Annotated in this window: 13 protein-coding genes, 1 tRNA gene and 2 pseudogenes; 8 read left to right on the top strand and 8 right to left on the bottom strand. The window is 72.0% G+C overall.

Annotated elements, in window-relative coordinates:
• Positions 1-75 precede the first annotated feature (75 nt).
• Positions 76-1,683, bottom strand: coding sequence for a dynamin family protein (locus ACFZDK_RS30845; protein ID WP_390977195.1), 1,608 nt, complete (start codon positions 1,681-1,683; stop codon positions 76-78).
• 321 nt (positions 1,684-2,004) lie between these two features.
• Here ACFZDK_RS30845 and ACFZDK_RS30840 point away from each other — a divergent pair.
• A tRNA-Arg gene (locus ACFZDK_RS30840) sits at positions 2,005-2,080 on the top strand.
• Positions 2,081-2,769: 689 nt separating this feature from the next.
• Here ACFZDK_RS30840 and ACFZDK_RS30835 read toward each other — a convergent pair.
• Positions 2,770-3,165, bottom strand: a complete 396-nt coding sequence (locus tag ACFZDK_RS30835; RefSeq protein WP_390977194.1) for a hypothetical protein — start codon at positions 3,163-3,165, stop codon at positions 2,770-2,772.
• Positions 3,166-3,205: 40 nt separating this feature from the next.
• Positions 3,206-3,325 (bottom strand): annotated as a pseudogene (locus ACFZDK_RS30830) (hypothetical protein); the annotation flags it as partial.
• A 32-nt stretch (positions 3,326-3,357) separates the two neighbouring features.
• On the opposite strand from ACFZDK_RS30830, the gene ACFZDK_RS30825 reads away from it, so the two are divergent.
• The gene (locus ACFZDK_RS30825; RefSeq protein WP_390977193.1) at positions 3,358-3,564 is read left to right on the top strand and encodes a hypothetical protein; all 207 of its coding nucleotides are present in this window, start codon (positions 3,358-3,360) and stop codon (positions 3,562-3,564) included.
• A 122-nt stretch (positions 3,565-3,686) separates the two neighbouring features.
• On the opposite strand, the gene ACFZDK_RS30820 is transcribed toward ACFZDK_RS30825, so the two are convergent.
• The 5 genes and pseudogenes from ACFZDK_RS30820 to ACFZDK_RS30800 form a co-directional block, all read right to left on the bottom strand.
• Positions 3,687-4,553, bottom strand: coding sequence for a tyrosinase family protein (locus tag ACFZDK_RS30820; protein WP_390977192.1), 867 nt, complete (start codon positions 4,551-4,553; stop codon positions 3,687-3,689).
• Positions 4,537-5,031 (bottom strand): tyrosinase family oxidase copper chaperone, encoded by a 495-nt coding sequence (locus tag ACFZDK_RS30815; RefSeq protein WP_390977191.1) that lies wholly within the window; start codon positions 5,029-5,031, stop codon positions 4,537-4,539. Before ACFZDK_RS30815 ends, ACFZDK_RS30820 begins: the two co-directional genes overlap by 17 nt.
• 85 nt (positions 5,032-5,116) lie before the next feature.
• The gene (locus ACFZDK_RS30810) at positions 5,117-5,389 is read right to left on the bottom strand and encodes a hypothetical protein (protein WP_390977190.1); all 273 of its coding nucleotides are present in this window, start codon (positions 5,387-5,389) and stop codon (positions 5,117-5,119) included.
• Between the two features lie 303 nt (positions 5,390-5,692).
• Positions 5,693-5,932 carry a hypothetical protein gene (locus ACFZDK_RS30805; RefSeq protein ID WP_390977189.1) on the bottom strand — a complete coding sequence of 80 codons (240 nt, stop codon included), beginning with the start codon at positions 5,930-5,932 and terminating at the stop codon, positions 5,693-5,695.
• 136 nt (positions 5,933-6,068) lie between these two features.
• Positions 6,069-6,268 (bottom strand): annotated as a pseudogene (locus ACFZDK_RS30800) (transposase family protein); the annotation flags it as partial.
• Between the two features lie 379 nt (positions 6,269-6,647).
• Between ACFZDK_RS30800 and ACFZDK_RS30795 the strand changes: the two are divergent.
• From ACFZDK_RS30795 to ACFZDK_RS30770, 6 genes are read left to right on the top strand one after another with little or no spacing between them, the layout of a single operon-like run.
• Positions 6,648-7,790, top strand: a complete 1,143-nt coding sequence (locus tag ACFZDK_RS30795; protein ID WP_390977188.1) for a DUF3344 domain-containing protein — start codon at positions 6,648-6,650, stop codon at positions 7,788-7,790.
• A 53-nt stretch (positions 7,791-7,843) separates the two neighbouring features.
• The gene (locus ACFZDK_RS30790) at positions 7,844-9,025 is read left to right on the top strand and encodes a glycosyltransferase (protein WP_390977187.1); all 1,182 of its coding nucleotides are present in this window, start codon (positions 7,844-7,846) and stop codon (positions 9,023-9,025) included.
• The gene (locus ACFZDK_RS30785) at positions 9,022-10,452 is read left to right on the top strand and encodes an exopolysaccharide biosynthesis polyprenyl glycosylphosphotransferase (RefSeq protein ID WP_390977186.1); all 1,431 of its coding nucleotides are present in this window, start codon (positions 9,022-9,024) and stop codon (positions 10,450-10,452) included. The genes ACFZDK_RS30790 and ACFZDK_RS30785 overlap by 4 nt, the downstream gene beginning before the upstream one ends.
• Positions 10,453-10,457: 5 nt before the next feature.
• Positions 10,458-11,819, top strand: a complete 1,362-nt coding sequence (locus ACFZDK_RS30780; protein WP_390977185.1) for an O-antigen ligase family protein — start codon at positions 10,458-10,460, stop codon at positions 11,817-11,819.
• On the top strand, positions 11,816-13,639 hold the full coding sequence (murJ, locus tag ACFZDK_RS30775) for a lipid II flippase MurJ (protein WP_390977314.1): 1,824 nt from the start codon (positions 11,816-11,818) through the stop codon (positions 13,637-13,639). The genes ACFZDK_RS30780 and murJ overlap by 4 nt, the downstream gene beginning before the upstream one ends.
• Positions 13,623-14,387 (top strand): polysaccharide deacetylase family protein, encoded by a 765-nt coding sequence (locus tag ACFZDK_RS30770; RefSeq protein ID WP_390977184.1) that lies wholly within the window; start codon positions 13,623-13,625, stop codon positions 14,385-14,387. Before murJ ends, ACFZDK_RS30770 begins: the two co-directional genes overlap by 17 nt.
• Position 14,388 lies beyond the last annotated feature (1 nt).

Raw genomic sequence — 14,388 nt, 5'->3', positions numbered from 1 at the left:
ACCGGTGCAGTCACTGGTGTGATCCATGCGTTCCATGTGATCCGTGTGGTCGTGGTCAGTGACGGCGGTCACCGGTCACCTCTCCTTCTGGAGGACGGACAGGGCGGCGATGAGTTCGGCCTGGGGTTCGGGGTGGACGTCCAGGGCGTCGAGCGGGGCGAGCCGGCGTTCGCGCTCGGTGTGCATGACGCGGTCCATGTGCTCGGTGAGCAGCCGTCCCGCGCGGTCGCGCAGCCGCAGCGCGCCGTGGGCGCCGATGCGCTCGGCGAGCCGCTCCCCCGCGGCCTTGGTACGGCGGCCGCCCAGCACCGCGGTGGCCACCAGGGCGGCGACGCCCTCGGAGTCCGGGGCGACGCTGCGGTCCAGCTCGCGCACCTCGTCCTCGGCGTACTCCTCCAGCTCGCGCCGCCAGCGCCGGACGGCGAGGCCGATGCGGTGCTCGGCGCTCTCCAGCGCGGGGTCGCGGCCGGTCAGCCCGGGGGCGGCGGAGGCGGGCTCGCGGCGCCAGGCGTCGTCGACGCGTTCGTCGGCGGCGGTGACGGAGCACAGCAGCAGGGCGGCGAGGCTCTCCACCAGCGCGTCGAGGAGTTCTCCCGCCGCGCAGTCGAGGGGGAAGGCGCGCCAGCGTTTGAGGGCGTCCCCGGCGAGGACGGCGCCGCTCTGCAGGCGTCCTCGCACGCGCGCGTGCTCGCTGTCGTACGCCGTCTCGACGGCGGAGGTCAGACGCAGCGCGGCGGCGTACTGGGCGGCGGCGGCACCGGCCAGCTCGGGCACGCGGGCCTTGAGGGAGTCCAGGAGGCCCTGGGTGGTCCGGGCCAGGGTGTTCCGGCGGGCGCCGGGGTCCTGTGCCTGATGGACCAGCCAGGCCCGCAGCGGGGCCACGGCGGTGGCCGGGAGCAGCCCGCCGCCCCAGGCCGACTCGGGCAGCTCGGGCACGGTGAACCGGGGCACGTCGCCGAGCCCGGCCTTGGTGAGGAGCGCGCCGTACTGCCGGGAGACCTCGGAGACGACCTGGTGGGGTACCCGGTCGAGGACGGTCACCAGGGCGGCGTCGTACTCCTTGGCGGTGCGCAGCAGATGCCAGGGGACGGCGTCCGCGTACCGCGCGGCCGTCGTCACCATCACCCAGATGTCGGCGGCGCAGATGAGTGCCCCGGCGAGGACCCGGTTGTCCACGACCAGGGAGTCGATGTCGGGGGCGTCGAGCAGGGCCAGACCGCGCGGGAGGCTGTCGGCGGTCTCGATGCGCAGCACGCGCGCGGAGTTCTCGCCGGGCAGCAGGAGGTCGTCGCCGGGCTCCTGATGCGGTACCCACTCACGCGTGAGGTCGGGCAGCACGCGCATCCCGCTGAACCAGTGATGGTCCTCGGGATGGCAGACCAGCACGGGTGTGCGGGTCGTCGGGCGCAGTACGCCCGCCTCACTGACCCGGCGCCCCACCAGGGAGTTGACGAGGGTCGACTTTCCGGCGCCGGTGGATCCGCCCACGACGGCCAGAAGGGGCGCTTCGGGCTCTCTGAGGCGGGGCACCAGATAGTCGTCGAGCTGTGCGAGCAGTTCGTCGCGGTTGGCACGCGCGCGTGGGGCCCCCGCCAGGGGCAGCGGGAAGCGTGCGGCGGCGACACGGTCGCGCAGGGCGGACAGTGTGTCGAGCAGCTGGGGCCGTACGTCCAAGGTCACCACATGCGAAGAATGCCCAATTTTAGGGCGATTCTGAAGCATATAGACATGTCTGCGCGCCGACAGAACACAACGGGCGGAAGGGACGACTGGGACGGAGGCACAGTCCAGGCATAACGAGTGCACAACACCCGGTGCGCCAGGCGCCAAAAGCGATGCACGATTCGTACCTGCCTGCGATTATCAGGACCGCTTCACCGAACCTCCACATTGAGCCACGGAGGCGAAGCAACCGGGACGAGGATCGGGGAGTTCTATCCTTGTCCCCGGCAACGTCACGGACCGGCCCGCACCAGGGCAGTGCGTACGAGGCCAGCACAGCCGGCCCCCGTAGCTCAGTGGATAGAGCAGGCGCCTTCTAAGCGCTTGGCCGCAGGTTCGAGTCCTGCCGGGGGCGCCACCCGAGGCTTCCTCCCGCCTGGGCGTCGCCCAGGTCAGCACCGCGTTTCGCGGCTCCTCGCGCATGGCTCGACAGGCGAACGGACGGCCGACCCGGAAAATGGCTGGTCCTCCACCCGGAAGTCACGAGACCGGCGACCTTCTCGGCAGCAACCCGAGGTGTGTGCGGGGCAGTTGCCGCACCCCCCTGCGGACCGCGAGAATTCGTTCCTTCGTGCCGCGCAGCACCAGGACTCCGGTGTCGGCAGCTCCCGCGCCATGGCGGCGAGCCGCTGCGCGAACCGCGCCCGGTCCATCCCGTCCACCGCCTCCCCCGGGTCACACCGAGGCCGTGCTCCCACCGGCGGGGCCCACGCGGCGCCTGCGGCGCGGGACCGCGCGGTTCAGGCCTCGGCGCGATCCTCGGATACGGTCTCGGCGGCCTCCTCGGCCAGCGCAGTCCGCGTGTTGCGGCGCTGCGGCACGCGGCCGACGGGATGCTGGGGCCGGACATCAGGACAACGTTGTCGAAGCCTACTTGCCGGAGGCCACCGGTGGGACGAGCACGGCCACCGGTGGCGCCGTCCCGGCGCTCAGGTCCGGTCGACCAGGTCGCTCAGGGTCGCGGCCAGTTCGCCCACCGACTGCTCGCGCAGCAGGTGATGGGCCGGTACCGGGATGTTCAGGGCCGACTCCAGGGTGCGCTGGAGGTCAGCGCGGTGAGGGAGTCGATGCCCTGGGTGCAGAGGGGGCGGTTGCGGGCGATGCGGTGGGCCGGCGGGATGTCCAGGTGCTGGGCGAGTTTCCGGCAGAGGAACGCCTCGAACGCGCGCCGGCGGTCTCGCGCAGGGCGCCCAGGCCCAGCGCGGTGGTGGGTGTGCCTGACACGGTCTCATCGTCCTTTCGTCTGACGTGGTCGGGGCTGGGAGCTGCGCAGTTCGCGGGGGGGGCGGGGCCGGGGCGCGGGCCGGCGCCGTCGGACCACAGCAGCCGGAACCGCCAGCGGCGCAGCCGCCAGCCGTCCGGGGTGCGGACCGCCTCGCCCTCGCCGTAGCCGCCGATGTCGAAGCGGCCGTCGGGGTCCGGGGCCGTCCTCGTGGTGCACATAGGACGCGATGAGGTGGACGCGGATGCGGGCGGTGTCCCCCGACACGTGGATGCCGTAGTGGGCGGCGAGGTTGTGGGTACGGGCGAATCGGGACTTGCGGTCGTGGTGGAAGGCGGCGGCCCGGTCGCGGCCCTCGACGGTGCCGACCGGGAACTCCAGGCGGTCGCCGACTGTGCGGGGATCGACTGGCCGTGCGCCGCGACCTCACCGTCGAGGGGGCCAAGGCGATCCTCGCGGCCAAGGGGGTCGCGCCGGCCATGCTCGGCATCCTCACCACGGACCACTTCTTGGAGGCCGACACCCTCTGGTCGGAGCTGGGTCAGCGTCCGGGCGGAGGGTTCGCCACGTGGTTCGGCCCGGCCGAGCGGTGGTATCGCTCGACCCCTGCGACGAACTGAGTCTGCGCCCGGCACTCGCTGCGCCCGGTACCGGGTCCGGTGGCCCACACCGGACCCTTCAGGGCCCTTCGACTGCGGAACCATGTCCCGGCCGGCCCCCGGCCACGCGGCGCCCGAACGGGCTACGCGTACCGGTAGATCCCGCCGTGGTCCTCCATCTGCTGCGGTGTCACGTCCCAGGGTGGCAGCTTCTCCCGCCGTGCGACGATCCTGCCGTGCTCGGTGTCGCCGGGGGCGGGCGGCTTCGCGGGGAGGTAGCGGGCAGATGGATGACGCTGCCGCCAGCGGGACCACTGGAGATCGACGAAGGCGTGATGCAGCCAGAACACAGGGTCATTGACGGACGCGCCGCTGACCATGTGACCGCCCACCCAACGGTGAACCCTGTTGTGGTTGCGCCACGAAGCCGGAGGGTGTCCCGGCCCCCACCCTTCCAGCTTGTTGCGGAATCCCCTGGGGGAGGTGGAGTTCCAGGGAGCCGTGTCGTACAGGGGATCGGCGACGGCCGACTCCACGTCCCGGGACGTCGGCAGGGCGATCGGATCGTGGGAGCGGCCGAGATCACGCATGAGGTACTCGGTGTCGGTCACCCCTGCCGTGATGGTCCACCGGCCGTTACGGAACGCGAAGGGGCCGGACCTGACCTGCCGGTCGGAACGCCGCCCGTCGCCTCCGAGCAGATCCTCGGTCCACGGTACGGCGGTCGGGGTGCGATTGCGGGTCCAGTCCCAGTACGGCACGGTCACCGACGCGTCCACGCGGCGCAGTGCCCGCTCGAAGTCCAACAGGAACTTCCGGTGCCACGGCAGGAAGGAGGGTGTCATGTGGGCGGCACGCAGGCCCCTCTCGCCGTCGGGCGTGTAGTACGCGATGTGCATGCGCACGAACTCGTCGTATTCACCGCTGCGTTTGAGCTCAAGCACCGCGTTGACGAACCGGCGCCGCTCGGAACGGGTGAGCGTGCTGACGTCCTTACGCGTGTACACCATGGACATGGTCCTTCGGGGATCTCGACTGCTCACTCCGCTCGCCGCTGTGGTCCATGCGGCCGTCGTTCCCGTCCGGCGCCGCCGGCCGCGCGGTGGGGCCGAGTTCGTCCACGGCGGCTCGGGCGGCGAAGAGCGGGGTCGGGTACGACTGGTAGTGGTCGACCATGGTCATCCAGCTGCCGTCCGCCCGGCGCATCAGGGGCAGCGGGCATCCGTCCACCGTGACGTGCCACATTTCGCAGCAGGGATCCCCGGACGGGCCGACGCCGTACCTCACTCCGGTGATGCGCCGCCCACGGTATGTCTCGACGAACCGCGCCTTCTGCGGAGCGGACCGCCCCGGCGCCGACGGGGCCGGCGCCATCGCCGCCATGGTGCCCGTGGCCAGCAGCCCCCACAGCACCCAACGCCGCTCCGTGGGCTTCGTGGAGCCCACGGGTTCCGCGGGGTTCGACGCGGTGTGCACCGGTATGGTCAATGCTCCTCCGAACTTCCCGTCGAGTGTCGTTCCGGCACCGGCGGCAGGACGGGAATCCCCGGCCGTCCGTGGGCACCGGCCGGTTCTACAGTCCGCCGACCAACCGGCCGACCGTGCGCTGGTGCACGACGTGCCCCTGGTCCTTGAGGGGGCCGGGGAGGGTCCCTTCCCCGTTCGCGGCGAGCGTGTGCAGGGTCTGCAGCGGTTGCACGCTGGCAGGCCCCCCGGTGACCTGCTTCACCACTCCGGCGAGATCCGCGTCCTTGGCCCCGGTGCCGCCGTGGGCGACGGCGGGCGCGGCCGCACCGGCAACGGTCAGGACGCCGGCGACGAGCGCGGCAGCCTTCATGGGCTTCATGGTGGTTTCCTTTCATCAGCGAAACATGCGGGGCCGCGAAGAGCACGGCCCCACCACGGTCAACGAGCCACGAGGACGCCGGAAACCCCCTCACCGGAAAATTCCCCATACGCATTCAAAGCCCAATCGCAGGAACGGCCTCTGCCGTATGGTTTCTTCGCGCCCTCCTGCGAAAGCCGGTGAGGAGCGCCGAAGAGACCGAAGGCCGACTCCGCACGCTACGGAATCGGCCTGTTCGAAACATCACCGATACGCCGGTGAGCGCCGGTCAAGAAACAGCGGCCAGCGGAGATCGCGGCATCGTCAGCCGCCCAGGGGCAGACCGCCGACAAGCGGCTTCTGACCGTTCAAAGCGCCGGTGGCGCCCTGCAGAGTGTGGCCCACCGGGCCGTTCTTCGTGACGCCGAGCCCGTCCACTCCCTGGGTCACGGTCTTCACCGTGCCATTCAGGCCGGACGGCACGTCCACCGCGAACGCGGGTGCGGCGGCACCCGCCACGACGAGGGACCCGGCAACAACGGCGGCGGCCTTCAGAGACTTCATTGGTGTTCCTTTCTTCGATGGGTAAACAGCCAGCGGTAATGCTGTCGTCGTAATCAACGAGCCCCGGACGATCCGGAAACCAGGTGGGCCGAAAATACCGAGTCCTCATATGAGATCCATGACTCACGGAGCTCTTTCAGCTCTGCCGCTCCAGAGTGCGGACGGCCGCGGAGACTGACGACATTCGATTCGGGCTGCACCGGGACCGCGGAAGATCCGCCAGGACTTCATACGTGCGACGCCGCACTCGACCGGCGCCCGTGCTGCGGACAGCGCTCGGTTGACGGTTTGCAGGGTCGGCGTCAGGTCACGGCCCGGCGGGCGTCCGAGGGGCGTCGCCCCCGAGGGACCGGCCCAGGGTGCCGTCCAGCAGGACGTAGTCGGAGTCGGCCTCGCGCAGGGCGCGCAGCAGGCCGGGGGCGCCATGCCAAAGGGGCTCACGGATTCCGCACGGCCCGGACCGGTACCGGAACGGGCGGGACCGTCCGCCTCCGGGAACCGCTGTCCCCCGCGAGGACACGAACCGGCCTGTTCCGGCATGACCGCACGATGCCCGACCAACATTCACAATTACGACACTTTCGTAGGTTTCAGCAGATAAGTACCACTGGCGTCTAGAGTTACTCATCTCCGGCGTGCCCCGCGCGGCGCACGCATCGTCTCCATGGCGTCCTCCCCTCCTTTCACCACCTTTCCGGAAGGCCCAGAACCGGTCATGCGCGACTCCCTGCTCCCCCCGCTGCGCCATGGGGCGGTCACCGCCCTCGCCCTGGCCGGGATCCTGGCACCCGCTGCCCTGGCCGCCGCGTCCGCGGCGCCACCGTCACCGTCACCGTCACCGGAGGCGGGCCGTATCCCGTTCACCGAGCGGTACCAGGCCCTGCAGCACGGCGGTATCGTGCGCGCCGCCAACACCTCCATCACCTGCCGTGCGGACCAACCGGTTCCCGCGACGGCGACGGCGGCCTGTCCGGCGGTGCGATCCGGGGGAACCGGGGTGAACGGCGCCTTCGACATGACGTACATCGACGTCGACCAGGACCCGAACACATACAACTCCTCGCGCGCGGAGGTCCGTCTTCCCGAAGGATCACGGGTCAGCTACGCACGGCTGTACTGGGGCGGCAACCTCCGGGTCGGTGAGCAGAAGCCGCCGAAGGACAACGGGCGCGTACTGATCGCCGAACCCGGCGGAGAGTACAAGGAGGTCCTCGCGGACACGGTCGTCGGCCACCGCGTGGCGAACGGCGCCGATGCCTTCCAGGCCTCCGCCGACGTCACGGAACTGGTGCGGGACAGCAAGCCGGGCCTGTACACGGTGGCCCAGGTCAACGTAGCGAAGGGAACGTCCCCGGCCGGCGCGTGGGGCGGCTGGACGCTGGTGGTGGCGTACGAGAACCCGGCGGATCCACTGCGGCGTCTTTCTCTCTGGGACGGCTTCGAAGAGCTGACGCCGACCGGGGAAGTCGACCTCGGGAAAATCGCGCGGCGTCTCCCCACGGGCGCCGGCGGTCGCGCGGGCCTGGTGGCGTACGACGGTGACCGCGGCGTGAGCGGTGACACGCTCCGCCTCACCACCACCCGCGCGACCGCGCACGGTGAGCGCACCGCCGTCACCTCGCTCACCGATCCGGCCGACCCGGTCGACGACGTCCTCAACTCGACGATCAGCCAGCCCGGTGAGACCCCGCCGGACCGTGTGCCCGCCTACGCCAACACCCTCGGCTACGACTCGGACGTGTTCGACCTCGCACGAGCGCTGCGGGACGGCGGCGACCGGCTGGCCTTCCGGCTGACGTCCCGTCAGGACACGGCCTGGGCAGGCGCGTTCTTCGTCGCCGTCGACGCCCAGCGCTGAGACGTACTCCCCCCGTTCCGAACCGAGCGCCACTGTGAGCGAGGACATCGCGTATGCATCTGTCAGCAACCGGCCCTCGACCCCGTGTCCTTCACGTCACGCAGCCCGTGGACGGCGGAGTCGCGCGGGTCGTGACGGACCTGGTACGGGCTCAGCGCGCCGCCGGAGCCGCCGTCACGGTCGCCTGCCCCGACGGCGCGCTCACCGCCGAACTGGGGACGCTGGGCGCGGACGTACGGCGCTGGCACGCGACACGGTCGCCCGGTGCGCCACTCGTCCGGGAGGTGCGTGACCTGGCCCGCATCGTCGGTGAGGTACGCCCCGATCTGGTGCACCTGCACAGCGCGAAGGCCGGGATCGCCGGACGGCTCGCCGTCCGCAAGCGCCTCCCCACCGTCTTCCAGCCGCACGCGTGGTCGTTCCAGGCCGTGGGCGGGTTCACCTCGGCGCTCGCCCTGCGGTGGGAGCGGTGGGGAGCGCGTTGGGCCTCGCGCGTCGTGTGTGTCAGCGAGGCGGAACGAGCAGCCGGTGTGCGCGCCGGGATCGAGGCACAGTGGAGCGTCATTCCCAACGGCGTCGATCCGCAGCGGTACCGGCCCGCCCCCGGCGGAGCCGAAAACATCCGACCGGGACCGCTACGAGGACTCGACCCCGCCACGCCGCTCGTCGTCTGCGTGGGACGCCTGTGCCGGCAGAAGGGCCAGGACGTCCTGCTGGAGGCGTGGAACGCGGTCGCCCGCCGGGTCCGCGGCGCACGTCTCGCCCTGGTCGGCGACGGACCGGACCGCGATCTCCTGCTCCGCCGGGCGCCCGCCTCGGTGCTGTTCGCAGGAGGCGTGGCCGACGTCGTCCCCTGGTACCAGGCGGCGGATCTGGTCGTTCTGCCGTCGCGCTGGGAGGGCATGGCACTGGCCCCGCTGGAGGCGATGGCCTGCGGACGGCCGGTGGTGGTCACGGATGTCGACGGCGCCCGCGAAAGCCTGCCACCCGCACTGGGCCCGCGCTGTCTGGTCCCGGCCGGGAACCCGACAGCGCTGGCCGAGGCGCTCGCCGCACTCCTGCTCGACCCACCGCTGCGCGAGTCGCTCGGTCACCAGGGACGCAGACACGTACTCACCGGGCACGACGTGCGGCACGCCACCGGGGCGGTGGCGGACCTCTACCGCGACCTGATCGGTCCGTGGGCGGCGCCCCCCTCCGCGCCCACCTCGCACAGGGAGTCCATCCACTCGTGACCGCGGAAAGCACCGTTCCCCTCCCCGGCGCACAGCCTCGGAGCCACGGATTCTCGCCCGTGTCGGTCATGCCGCCGCGCGGCGGCACCGCCCCTGGGTTCCGGTCCCCCGTCCGCAGGGCACCGGCCCGGTTCGCCTCGCCGGTGCCGCTGCTCGTCGCCGACGGTGCGGCCGCTGTGCTGGCCGGCCTGACGCCGTTCGGCGCGGCACTTCCCGCGCTGTCCGTGAGCGTGCTCGTGGCCGCGTCGCTGTTGCTGCGTCCGGGCCGGACACGATCGCCGGAAGAGGGATTCCTGGAGCAACTGCCCGCCGTGTGCGGGCGGATCGCGGTCGCCTGGCTGGCGCTCGCGGCACTCGTGGCGATGTACCGGCCGCAACACACGTTGTCCCTCCGCGTGCTCTTGGCGGGCGTCGCCGTGCAGATCGCGGCGAGCTGTGCCCTGCGCGGAGCCGTGCACGCGAGGCGACGCGCGGCGCTGCTGCGCCACCCGCGCACCGCGCTCGTCATCGGCCCGGCAGCCACCGCCCAGCGCGTGGCCGCGGCCGTGCTGCGGCATCCGGGGTGCGGGGTGCGCCCGGTGGGCGTCGTAGCCGACCGCCCGGACGGCACCGGGAGTCTGCCGGTGCTGACGACGGGCGAGGAGGTCCAGCGGGCGGCCATCCAGAACGGAGTGCGCGCGGTGCTGGCCGTCCACCCTTCCGCGCGGACCGAGTACGGTCCACTGCTGCGGGCTCTGGCCAAGTCGGGCTGCCTGATCTGGGAGCTCGACGCGGAGACACCGTCGTACGGACCGAGGGGCCGGCTGGCCGGATTCCCGTGCCGGCGCCTGGAGATGGCCGCGCAGCGCCGCGGCGGTTTCGGCAAGCGCGCGCTCGACGTCGTCCTGTCCGGGTCGCTGTTGCTGCTGCTCAGCCCGCTGCTTCTGGCCTGTGCGGTGGTGCTGCGGATCTGTGACGGGCCGGGCGTGGTGTTCCGGCAGGAGCGGATCGGAAAGGACGGCAGGCCGTTCACGCTGCTGAAGTTCCGCACGCACCGCCCGGCCGACGAACACGAGGCGGCGACCCGGTGGAGCGTGGCGAACGAGCACGAGATGCGCTGGTTCTGCCGCATTCTGCGGCGCACCTCGCTCGACGAGCTGCTCCAGTTGTGGAATGTGCTCCGGGGGGACATGAGCCTGGTCGGACCGCGCCCCGAACGTCCTTATTTCGTCGCGCAGTTCAGCCAGAAACACCCGGGTTACGCGGCACGTCACCGGGTGCGGACCGGCCTTACCGGCCTCGCCCAGGTCCACGGGCTGCGCGGTGACACCTCGATCGAGGACCGCTGCCGGTTCGACAACGCCTACATCGACAACTGGTCGCTGTGGCAGGACGTCTGCATCCTGCTGCGCACCGCCGCCGAGCTCGTACGCCCGACGGGAAGCTGACCGCCGTGAGTCATGTTCCGGCCCTGCCGTCCCGTCGTATCGCCGCGCTGCCGCCGGTACTGCCCGCGGTCGCCGTGCTCGGCCTGCTGGCACTGCCGCCCTCCTCGGCCGGCGCGGACGGCCCGGGGCCGGCCGATGTGGCGTGCGGGCTGGTCGTGCTGGTCTGCGTGTTCCGTCTCGTACGGGACCGGCGGCGCCCCCTGTCGCGTACTGCCGCGGTGGTGCTGGGCCTGCCGGTCGTCGGGGTCACGGTCGCCGCGCTGGGGGCGCCCTCGGCCGAAGGCGGGATCATCGGCCTGGCCCGCTATCTGCAGCTCTTCGTCCTGGTGCCGGCGGCCGTGCTCATGCTGGTCCGGGGCCGGGCGGACATCCGGCTGCTGGCCTGGTCGTTCGTGGGACTCGCGCTGTGGCAGGGCGCCGTCGGCGTGCACCAGTACGTCACCGGGTCCGGTGCCTCCTACCGGGGCGAGCACATCCGGGCCGTGGGCACGTTCGGGCCGCAGGACGTGATGGGCATGGCGACGGTGGTCGCCGTCGGCATGGTGTGCGCGGTCGGTCTCGCGCTCGGGCACTCCTCCGTACGGCAGCGGGCCGGTGCCGCCGGGTGCGCGCTGGCGCTGCTGCCGCCGCTCGCACTGTCCTTCAGCCGGGGTGCGTGGATCGCGACGGCCGTGGCCTGCGCGCTGCAGCTGGTGCTGGCCGGACTGCGGCGCGCGCTCAAGGTCGCCGCGGCCACGGCTGCGGCGTGCGTGGTCCTGGTGGGCGGCCTGGGGGTCGGCACCCAGATGCTGCAGGAACGGATCGACAGCATCACGCAGGTCGCCGACGCCCCCGACCAGTCCGTCGCCGACCGGTACGCGATGTGGTCGGCCTCGACCGCCATGTGGCGCGAACGTCCGGTGGCCGGCGTCGGGCTGAAGGGCTTCCCCGAGTACCGGGACGGCTACGCCTCGGTGGCGCTGTCGTCGGCCAGCGACACCGAGGGCGCGGGCTCCGCGTACCTGAGGCAGCCGCTGTTGTCACCGCACAACATGTATCTGCTGGTCCTCGGTGAGCAGGGTCTGATCGGGCTGCTCTGTCTCGTCGGAAGCTGGCTGGCCCTGCTGGTGTGCGCGCTGCGCCGCCTGCGGCGGACGCGGACCACGCCGCGACACGGCATGGACTGCGCGCTCGTCGCCTGCGGACTGCTGGTGTGGCAGCTGACCGACTTCGCCTACAGCGACATCGGTGGACACTCCACGGTGGTGACCTCCGTGGTCTTCGGGCTGGTGGCGTGGTGCGCACTGGGCGGGACCGACGAGGCTGAGGCCGGGGCACCGGTCGCGATGCCGGGGACGGCGAAGGAGGCCGTCGGGCTATGCCGATGACGACTCCGCGCACCCGGCGTGCTGCCGACGCTCCCTGCGAGGGTACGGCCGGACCCTCGGCGCCGGCCGTCGCGCGGGCCGGGGAACATACCGAACCCGCCGCGGTCACCGGTGACTTTCTCGCCAAGGCGACGCTCATCACCGCGTCACTCTCGATCCTCGGGGCACTGCTCGGACTGGTGCGCGACCAGGCGCTGGCCCGCCTGTTCGGGGCGGGCAGTGAGACAGACGCCTTCCTGATCGCGTGGACCGTGCCGGAGTTCGCCGCCACACTGCTCATCGAGGACGGACTGGCCTTCGTGCTGATCCCGGCATTCAGCATGGCGCTGGCACGGCGCACGCAAGGAGCTCCGGGGGATCCGGTCCGCAGCCTGGTCGCCACCACCCTGCCCCGCCTGTCCCTCGGCTTCGTCGCCGTGTCCGCGTTGATCGCCGGCGGAGCCCCCTACCTGGTCGAGGTGCTGGCCCCCGGCCTGCCCGACCCCCGCCTCGCCGTCGACTGCACCCGGCTGACGGCGACCTGCGCACTGACCTTCGGCCTGGCCGGGTACTGCAGCGCGGCCCTACGGGCGCACCGGCGCTTCCTGCCGCCCGCGACCATCTACGTCGTCTACAACGGCGGCATCATCGCCTCGATGCTGCTGCTCGGCCCGGGCTGGGGCGTGCGATCCGCGGCGGCCGGAGTCGCGGTGGGCGGCTGCCTGATGGCGATGGTGCAGCTTCCCTCCCTGTGGCGGCAGTTGCGCAGACGCCCCCGGGCCGCCGTCGGTGCCCCGGCCGAGGAACGGCCGATGAGCCTCGCCCTGGTCGCCACGGTTCTCCTGTTCGCGCTGTGCCGTCAGTCCCAGGTCCTGATCGAACGCTTCCTCGCCTCCACGCTGCCCGCCGGGGCCATCTCGCACCTCAACTACGCGCAGAAGATTGCCCAGATCCCCATGACGCTGTCCCTGATGCTGTGCACCGTCACCTTCCCGCTGGTGGCGCGGGCCATCGCCGACGGCGCCCTCGAACGGGCCCGGGACCGGGTGGAGCGGGACCTCGCCCTGGCCTCCTGCCTGGTACTCCTCGGCACCGCCGGAGTGATCGCCTGTGCCCCACAGATCATTCAACTCCTTTTCCAGCGGGGCGCGTTCACCGCGCAGGACACGGCCGCTACGGCGGGCGTGCTACGGGTGTACGCCCTCGGTCTGCTCGGCCAGACCCTGGTGGGAGTCCTGATCCGCTCCTATTTCTCGACCGGACGGGCCACCTGGTACCCGTTCTTCACCATGGCCGCGGGCATCGTCACCACCACCTGGATCGGTGTGGGGACCGTGGGCTCCTGGGGCGTGTCGGGGATCGCCGCCGCCAACGCGGTCGGCATCACCGTCACGGCAGCGCTGCTGCTCGTCGGTTTCGCGGGTGAGCCGAACGCCTCAGCCGAGGTCCGAAACGCCGGGCCCTCCTGCGGTGCTGAGGACGCCGGAAGCGGTGAGCGACCCCACGCCCCGGGCACGGTCGCGATCCCGGCACCGGCACCGGCACCGGCACCCCAAGGAGGAGTCATGCCGCACAGCGGCGCCCGCGGAGTCCCGATCCGTGTCCGGCAGGTACTGGCCGAGCTGAGCAGGCCCGCCCTGGCGGCCGCGGTCGCGACGCTGGCGGGAACGCTCGCCGCGCGCGGGCCGGGCTCCCCTGTGGCGAGCCTCGCGGCCGGGAGCCTGACCGTGACCGCCGTCTTCGTCCTCCTCGGCCGGGCCCTGGGCGCCCAGGGCTGCACGGCCGTACTCCAGTCCGCACACACCGTCACACGAAGGCTGACTCATGGCCGCTCCAACTGACTCCGCCGGCATCAGCAGTCGCCCGGCGGTGCGCGCCGGCACGGTGCCCTGGGTGGCGATGTACCACTCAGTCGGCGACTGCTCGGACGACCCGTACCGCATCACCGTCACCCCCGAGCGGCTGGAGCAGCAGCTGGCCTGGCTGCACCGACGCGGACTGCGCGGCGTGCCCCTGCGCGAGCTGTTCTCCGCCCGTGCCCGAGGCGAGGGGCGCGGCCTGGTCGCTCTCACTTTCGACGACGGATACGCCGACTTCCTCACCCACGCCCTTCCGGTGCTGCGCCGTTGGAACTGCGGTGCCACCCTCTTCGTGCTGCCCGGGCGGTTCGGCGGCGTCAACTCCTGGGATCCGCTCGGCCCGCGCAAGGCGCTGCTCACCGCGGAAGGCGTCCGGCACGCGGCCGCCGCGGGGGTGGAGATCGGCTCGCACGGGCTGACACACGTCGATCTCACCCGGGTCGACGACATCACCCTCGGAGCCGAGGCCGCCCACAGCAGGGAGCTGCTGGAGGAGCTGACCGGCGCCCCGGTCGACGGCTTCTGCTACCCGTACGGCACGGTCGACCGGCGCGTGGTCTCCGCCGTTCGCGACGCGGGCTACGCCTACGCCTGCGCCATCGATCCCGGTCCGCTGTCCGGCCGGCACGCCCTGCCCCGCCTGCACGTCGGCCAGAACGACACCTCCTGGCGGCTCCACCTCAAGTACCGGCTCCACCGGCTGCGTCGGCGTCCGGTGGGGGGTGTCTGAC

Source organism: Streptomyces sp. NPDC007901, from assembly GCF_042959465.1.
Lineage (GTDB): Bacteria > Actinomycetota > Actinomycetes > Streptomycetales > Streptomycetaceae > Streptomyces.
This window is presented reverse-complemented; position numbering and strand designations above follow the sequence as displayed.